This is a genomic window from Bacillota bacterium (assembly GCA_023511485.1).
Lineage (GTDB): Bacteria > Actinomycetota > Aquicultoria > Aquicultorales > Aquicultoraceae > CADDYS01.
In genome coordinates, this window is sequence record JAIMBH010000015.1 from 60,707 (window position 1) to 67,769 (window position 7,063).

The window sequence follows — 7,063 nt, forward strand, 5'->3', positions numbered from 1 at the left end:
TAGACCTAGACTTAATTATGGCGAGAGTTTGATGTCAAGGATAGTAATAACTCACGGATATTCCGATTCTAACAAAGGTGATTTAGCCATCGTTATAGCTACTATCAATATTGTAAAGAGGCTATTGCCTGATGCTAAAGTGACTCTTCAATCAGTCTATTCTGAAGACGATCCCCAATTCAATCACCATACTAGATTTACAAGATCACAGGGTGTAAGAGTTGAAGAGGGCATATTGCCATCTCCCTATATTGACAATGAACCGCACGGAATGCTGAGAAATTTGAAGGCAGCTATCCGACTTATCAAAAATATATTATACATATATCTATTCAATATATTCTCCAGCCCTCTTTTTAGCTCTTATGCCGGGCAGTTTAATGCTTTGGAGTCCCTTAAATATGCAGACCTAGTTATTGTAAAAGGGGGGCAATTCATATATAACGACCAAGGTGGCTTACGAGGATTTCTATATTTATGGCGTATTTTGAAATCTATCTCTTTACCAGCCAAACTTGGCAAAACTGTTATATTGTTGGGGCACAGTATAGGTCCAATTCGAGGAGCCTACGCGTTGCGTATGGTTCGCAAAACGCTTTCCCGGTGTAAGGCCATTGTAGTGCGTGAAGAGATTACAGCAAATCTAATGCGTGATATCGGCTTAACAGAAAAAGTCTTTCTGGCTCCCGATATAGCGTTTTTAATTGAGCCAGAAGAACCGACTGAGAGAAATGATATCAAGTCTATGCTGGATAACGATAATTGGTTAGGTGTTACAGTAACTAATTGGTCATTTAACGATAGCAAGAAACCAGATCAGAAGAGAAGAGAGTATATCGAAGTAATGATCAGGGTATTAACGGAAGTTTATAAAAGATGGAAGCTGAAGATTATCTTTTTCCCACAAGTATCGGTTAAGAGCCATGGGGAAAGTGACTTAGATCTCATTGAACTGCTACTTAATAATTTAAAAGAAAACGGCGTAGACGCCGAGTATGCAGATGGCGACTTATCCCCATCTAAACTCTGTTACCTATATGGAAGATGCAGAGTTTTACTTGGCACAAGACTACACTCATGTATTTTAGCTGCATGCGCTGGAACTCCAGTTGTGGCAATTCGTTACCAGGGGCATAAGACAGAGGGTGTTATGGCTAATCTGGGTCTGCAAGAGTTTGTTCATGACATAAATAGCCTAGATGAAAGATCAATACTCAATAGCATAGAGAAAGCTTACTCTACGAGGGATGTTTTATCTGAGACAATAAAGAGAAGAGTCGATTATTGTCGCAGCGATCTTGAAATCGTATTACACAAGTTAATTATCAAAGGTGAACGAGGCAAATCTTATAACTAAAGGAGAGATTATTATAACCCGCACTTATAGAGCTTTCTTGCTTTGGATAATTGGTTTATATCTCATTCTAAACATGGGCTTCATGCAGATCCGCATACCACCTGTTGTAGGGGGCGGTATTCCTATTGGAGAGATAGTTTTGCTGATATCGCTTCTGACAGTCAACCATGTTCACCAATTACGGGACCTATCGAAAACCGTCTATCTAGTACCGTTTATAATCTGGTGGACACTTAGTCTTAGTCAGGCTACCCTTGGTGTTTCCGAATATGGCATGTGGGCATTACGAGATGCCTCGCACGTGATTGAGTCACTATTTCTTATCGTTGGATTTGCCTTTGCTGTTCGCATACAGGAAATAGATCGATTTTTTAAATGGATTCCGAAAATATTACTTATAGCTACCATATATGGATTTACATATCCCTTTAGGGATACATTAAGTAGTATCTCGCCAATTTTAGTATCTGGAGCAGGCTATGACGTTCCGCTTTTCTTTAACTTTAATACAACGTTTCCTCTATTACTAGTGGCTTCAGCCTATCTTCTTCTCTACGAGGATGGTAAACGCAACAGAGGCTGGCTATATTATCCGGTGTCGATCCTCGTTTTAGGGTATACCGTGTTTATATCCCAGTCGCGAACCGTATATCTTCAAATAGCCGCCTTGCTTTCACTATTTTTTATTTACCGAAGAAAGCTTTTCGGTAAATGGGTTATTGCAATCCTGCTCCTTGCCATCATTTTATTAGCAATATCGGCATTTGATATTCAAATCATAGGCCGTCTCGGACAGTCTGTATCCTATGATTTTCTAATTAAACACTTTTTAACTATCGGCGGTGTTGAGAACCAGGGTGTCGAAGGTGCTGCCGCTGGGGTAGATCTACGCTTATCTTGGTGGAGCATGCTTTATGATCAATGGGCATCAAATATTCAGACCGTCTTTTTTGGCTTAGGGTACGGATTACCGCTTACAGATTTTTATAATTTAGAAGGCGCTATCGTTAGAGAACCTCATAACTCCTACATATCTGTGTGGGCAAGGCTTGGTATTATCGGTATATTAGCTTTTACTTGGATGCATATTCTTCTTATAAAGACCTGGCTTAGCGCTTATAGGAAATGTGTGAGGTTAAATTGGCAAGAAGGCATAAAGTGGCTTTTGCTTATGATGATATTCTTTGTCTTAGTTTGGACAAATGCTATAGGCGAGGATGCTTTTGAGAAACCATTTTTTGCAATTCCATATTACTTCTTCTGGGGTGTTACATTACGGTTTGCACTATATCTGAAGAGTCAATCGGCAGAAATGCCAGCAAGCGATATTTTGGGTAGAGATGGTGCTTTGGGCTATAAGCCGATAGTTAGCTATGGTCAACCGTATTATCGCGGTCTGCCGGCATTGTCTGGAGGTAAGGGTGCTGAAAATACTGCTAGTTCATAATTACTACCAACAACCTGGTGGGGAAGACCAGGTATTTAAGTCTGAAGCCCTTCTTCTAGAAAGCATGGGCTCTAGAGTTTTTCGTTACGAGGTTGGTAACCAAATCATAAACAATATGAGTAAACTGACGGTAGCATTAGCGACGGTTTGGAATAGGTCATCTTATAATAGGTTTCTTGAATTATTATCCAATATAAAGCCCGATGTGGTTCATTTTCATAATACCTTCCCCCTCATATCACCTTCTGCTTATTATGCGGTGAAGAGTAAAGGGATTCCTATTATCCAAACATTACATAATTATCGACTACTTTGTCCTAATGCCATGTTTTTCCGCGACCGCAAGATATGTGAAAACTGTTTTGGTAAGAATGCTCTTTGGGATGGTATCATTCATAAATGCTATAGGAATAGCCGTATATCTACAGGGGTTGTCTCAGCCATGATTTTGTTTCATCGCTATCTAGGTACATGGACAAATATGGTGGATATCTATATTGCGCTCACCGACTTTGCTAGAGAAAAATTTATTGCAGGTGGTATACCTGGGGAGAAGATCGCGGTAAAACCGAATTTTGTTTATCCTGACCCAGAACCAGGTGAGCATTCTGGCGATTATGCTCTCTTTGTAGGACGTCTTTCTCAGGAAAAGGGTATAGAGACAATGCTTAAAGCATGGGAGCAACTTGGGAGCTATATACCGCTTAAGATTATAGGAGACGGTTCACTGGCAGATAAAGTCTATAACACGGCGCAATCAGTTCCTGGTGTAGAATGGCTAGGTTGGCAAGAAAAAGAGATCATTTACGATCTCATGGGGAATGCTAAAGCACTAATATTTCCTTCAGAGTGTTTCGAAAGCTTACCTCAGACAATCATCGAGTCTTTTGCTAAGGGAACGATGGTTATTGCTTCTAGACTTGGTGCCATGGCTACACTCATTCATGATAAGCGCAATGGGCTTCATTTTAATCCCGGTGATGCAGGAGATCTAGTAAAGACTGTGGATTGGGCATGGTCTAATCCAAGACAGACAACCAAGATGGGCAAAGCGGCGCGAGCTGAATATGAACAAAAATATACGGCTGAGCGAAACCACGAGTTACTAATTGACATTTACCGACGGGCTATCAAACAAAAAAGGTGATGAAAATTGAGGACATATCCTTATGGTCACATATTGGGTGTGAGAGTAAATGCTATTGGCTTTGCAGATACGGTATCGCAAATAGCGTCTTGGGTTCAAGCGGGTAAATCAAGCTATGTGGTGGTTGCAAATGTTCATGTAACCATGATGGCACATGATAATCCAAATTACCTGCAGGTCGTAAATGGCGCGGATCTTGTTGTGCCAGATGGTATGCCGCTGATATGGGTTTTAAGGTTATTTGGATTTAGGAACCAGGACAGGGTTTACGGGCCAGGACTTGTTCTAGCGATATGCCGATGGGCAGAGTATGAGGGGATACCTGTATTCTTCTATGGCAGTACAAGTGAGGCACTAAACGATCTACGTCGTAACCTTATAGAGAAATACCCTAACATTTCTATCGCGGGTATGTACTCCCCACCCTTTAGGCCACTATCTCAAGATGAAGTTAAGGCTGATGCAAACCGAATAAATAGTTCTGGTGCTAAGATAGTTTTCGTGGGGCTTGGTGCACCAAAGCAGGAAAAATGGATGGCTGCCCAGCGTAACCAAATTAACGCAGTAATGATCGGTGTAGGCGCAGCCTTCGACTTTCTTGCGGGTAGAATTCGCTCAGCGCCAACATGGATGCAAAGGGCAGGCTTAGAATGGTTTCACCGCTTACTAATGGAACCACGCCGACTTTGGCGTCGATATCTTTATTATAATCCTCGGTTTATAGCATTACTTTTCTGCCGATTAGCGGAACTAAAGAAATCCAAGGGATAAAAGGATTAGATATTAAATGCATGGCAAGACTATTGCACGAGCAACCGTTATAATTGCCTTATATGCTCTTTTATCAAAGGCACTAGGCTTCATACGAGAAATTGCCCTAGCCTTTGTTTTTGGTGCTAATTCTACCTCAGATGCGTATTTGATAGCAGTATCGATTCCTGAGATATTCTTTACCATATTGGGTGGAGCCCTGACGATGGTTGTGGTGCCGGTCTTTACTTCTTACTTATTGGAGGGAAGACGGGAAGAGGCGATGAGGCTCTTTGCCACTCTCTTAACGTTATTGAGTTTAGCTTTAGTAATTATAATACTTATTGGTATTCCTCTAGCCGGTACTATCGTTAGCGTTATAGCCCCCGGTCTACAAGATGCTACAGCGAGTTTAGCAACTGTTCTAGTGATAGTTATATTACCAAGCATTTTATTCTTGACTCTAGCGAGTCTTTTTTATGGCCTTTTAAATGCTAGCAATATTTTCGGACCGCCTGCGTTTGGGCCAGTAATTACCAATCTGTTTGCCATACTCTCGATTTTTGCTGGATTAAAATTCGGAATTTCTGCGGCTGCAGTGGGAATACTCGTCGGCAATGTTATGGCTATGTTGTTGCAGTTGCCTTATCTGCGTCAGGTGGGCTTTAGCTGCCGATTACGGTTTGATTTTAAAAATCCAGAAATTAGGCGTATCTTAGGTCTCATGCTACCGATAATGGGTGGGACCGGTTTAATGCAGATTTATTTAGTTATGAACCGCATTCTTGCATCAGGACTGCCTGAGGGCAGTATCTCAGCCCTAAACTATGCATCAAAAGTTATGCTCCTGCCGCAAGGTATCATAGTAACAGCACTCAGTACAGCTATTTTCCCGGCACTTTCTAATTCAGCTGCCTCGAGAGACTTTGCGAGTTTTAACCATACGATATTAAGGGCAGCGAAGGTAGCTTTGCTTATCGCTTTACCTCTAGGAGTTGGTTTAGCTGTATTGCGTTTCCCAATCATAGAACTATTCTTTGCTCGTGGTGCTTTTAATAAGAGCGATGTGGCTATGACTGCTTTTGCTTTGTTGTGTTTTGCTTTTGGTTTAGTTGGACATAGTTTAAATCCAGTTATTGCAAGGGGATTTTTTGCCTTGCAGGATACCCACACCCCATTCAGGATAGGGATGTTTACAGTCGCATTTAATTTTATTTTAAGCCTTATGCTTGTCCGGTTCTTACAGCATGGTGGATTGGCGCTGGCTAACTCTATATCTATTACAGTCAACTCTTTGGCGCTTTTCTATTTACTGGCACGCAGGATACCAGGTTTGGCTAAAATGAAAAATATTTCATTTATTTCTGGTCTGGTTGTTGCCTCTCTAATCGCTGGCACTACAGCGATGTTAACGGATGTTTTCTTAAGCGGTATGCTGAGTGGAGGTACTTTAGCTCTTGCCTTGCGGTTATCTGTAGATATGCTACTTAGTGTAGGTGTATTTATTGGGGCATGCGAGGTTATTAAGCTAGATGAATATTTGTGCCTAAGAGGGCTTACTAAAAAGTTCCTCATATATCTTGTAGCCTCTATTCGTGTAAGCTCTCTTCGAGTTTCTAACCAGTAGAGCTCCATAACTATCCGTAAGAAGGTTTATATTTTCTTTAATAACCACATAAGTAAACTAGGTGTGTAAGATGAAATTTAAACTAAAGAAACAACTAGTTCATTACCTCATAGCCCTCATCTGCCTTACAGGCATTGCTTATTTTTCTAGTCAACCTTTCTCTGAACAAGACTTGCGGCCAGCACTAGAGCAGCATCAGAAGGTCATGAGAGGCGTACGTGAATTGCCAGAGATAAAATTTCACTACGGCAGCCAGCGCGTGAATAGCAGAGAGGATCCCGCTGACTTTATCCAGTTCTGGATTCGCAAAGGCGCGCATGTGCTGTCTTACGGGATATTGGGTCTTTCGCTTGCCGCAATACTTTCTGTGAAGGGATTAACAGGCGCTAAGAAAATATTGTCAGCAAGTGTGCTTATCGTTTTGGTAGCGTTGGCGGATGAATGGCACCAAACCTTCGTCCCTGGGCGCACTGGAAGGGCAATTGATGTTGCACTAGACCTAGCCGGGTTTCTTATTCTTGCGTTCATTGCATGGCTTGGTAAACAAATCACCAAATTTGTTCAACACAAGGCGTACCGCAACTCTACTATCAGCTAAACCATAAAGTATACTTACGATTCATGAGTATACTTTGATGTATATGTTTGATTGTATTATTGGACTGCACCCCTAGTGCCGGACAAAAAGATAAGACTAATAAACAGTTGACTCTCGTAGTAGCATGCAATCTCTCA

Annotated in this window: 6 protein-coding genes; all 6 read left to right on the plus strand. The window is 41.5% G+C overall.

From position 1 onward, the window contains the following. Window positions 1-31: 31 nt before the first annotated feature. The 6 genes from K6T91_06645 to K6T91_06670 all read left to right on the plus strand — a co-directional run bounded on the left by K6T91_06645 (window position 32) and on the right by K6T91_06670 (window position 6,926). Window positions 32-1,357: a polysaccharide pyruvyl transferase family protein gene (locus K6T91_06645; GenBank protein MCL6472477.1), complete on the plus strand. Its 1,326-nt coding sequence runs from the start codon at window positions 32-34 to the stop codon at window positions 1,355-1,357. Further along, window positions 1,332-2,804 carry an O-antigen ligase family protein gene (locus K6T91_06650; GenBank protein MCL6472478.1) on the plus strand — a complete coding sequence of 491 codons (1,473 nt, stop codon included), beginning with the start codon at window positions 1,332-1,334 and terminating at the stop codon, window positions 2,802-2,804. Before K6T91_06645 ends, K6T91_06650 begins: the two co-directional genes overlap by 26 nt. Further along, window positions 2,782-3,951: a glycosyltransferase gene (locus K6T91_06655; GenBank protein ID MCL6472479.1), complete on the plus strand. Its 1,170-nt coding sequence runs from the start codon at window positions 2,782-2,784 to the stop codon at window positions 3,949-3,951. Before K6T91_06650 ends, K6T91_06655 begins: the two co-directional genes overlap by 23 nt. A gap of 6 nt (window positions 3,952-3,957) precedes the next feature. Then, entirely contained in the window at window positions 3,958-4,722 is a 765-nt protein-coding gene (locus K6T91_06660; GenBank protein ID MCL6472480.1) for a WecB/TagA/CpsF family glycosyltransferase, read from the plus strand. A 16-nt stretch (window positions 4,723-4,738) separates the two neighbouring features. Continuing rightward, window positions 4,739-6,328, plus strand: a complete 1,590-nt coding sequence (murJ, locus tag K6T91_06665; GenBank protein MCL6472481.1) for a murein biosynthesis integral membrane protein MurJ — start codon at window positions 4,739-4,741, stop codon at window positions 6,326-6,328. A 70-nt stretch (window positions 6,329-6,398) separates the two neighbouring features. Then, complete coding sequence (locus K6T91_06670; protein MCL6472482.1) at window positions 6,399-6,926, plus strand: VanZ family protein; 528 nt, start codon at window positions 6,399-6,401, stop codon at window positions 6,924-6,926. The last annotated feature ends 137 nt before the right edge of the window (window positions 6,927-7,063 follow it).

Coding starts and splice junctions, on each gene's coding strand:
- K6T91_06670 (MCL6472482.1), top strand. CDS start 6,399: ATGAAATTTAAACTAAAGAAACAACTAGTTCATTACCTCATAGCCCTC.
- K6T91_06645 (MCL6472477.1), top strand. CDS start 32: ATGTCAAGGATAGTAATAACTCACGGATATTCCGATTCTAACAAAGGT.
- murJ (MCL6472481.1), top strand. CDS start 4,739: ATGCATGGCAAGACTATTGCACGAGCAACCGTTATAATTGCCTTATAT.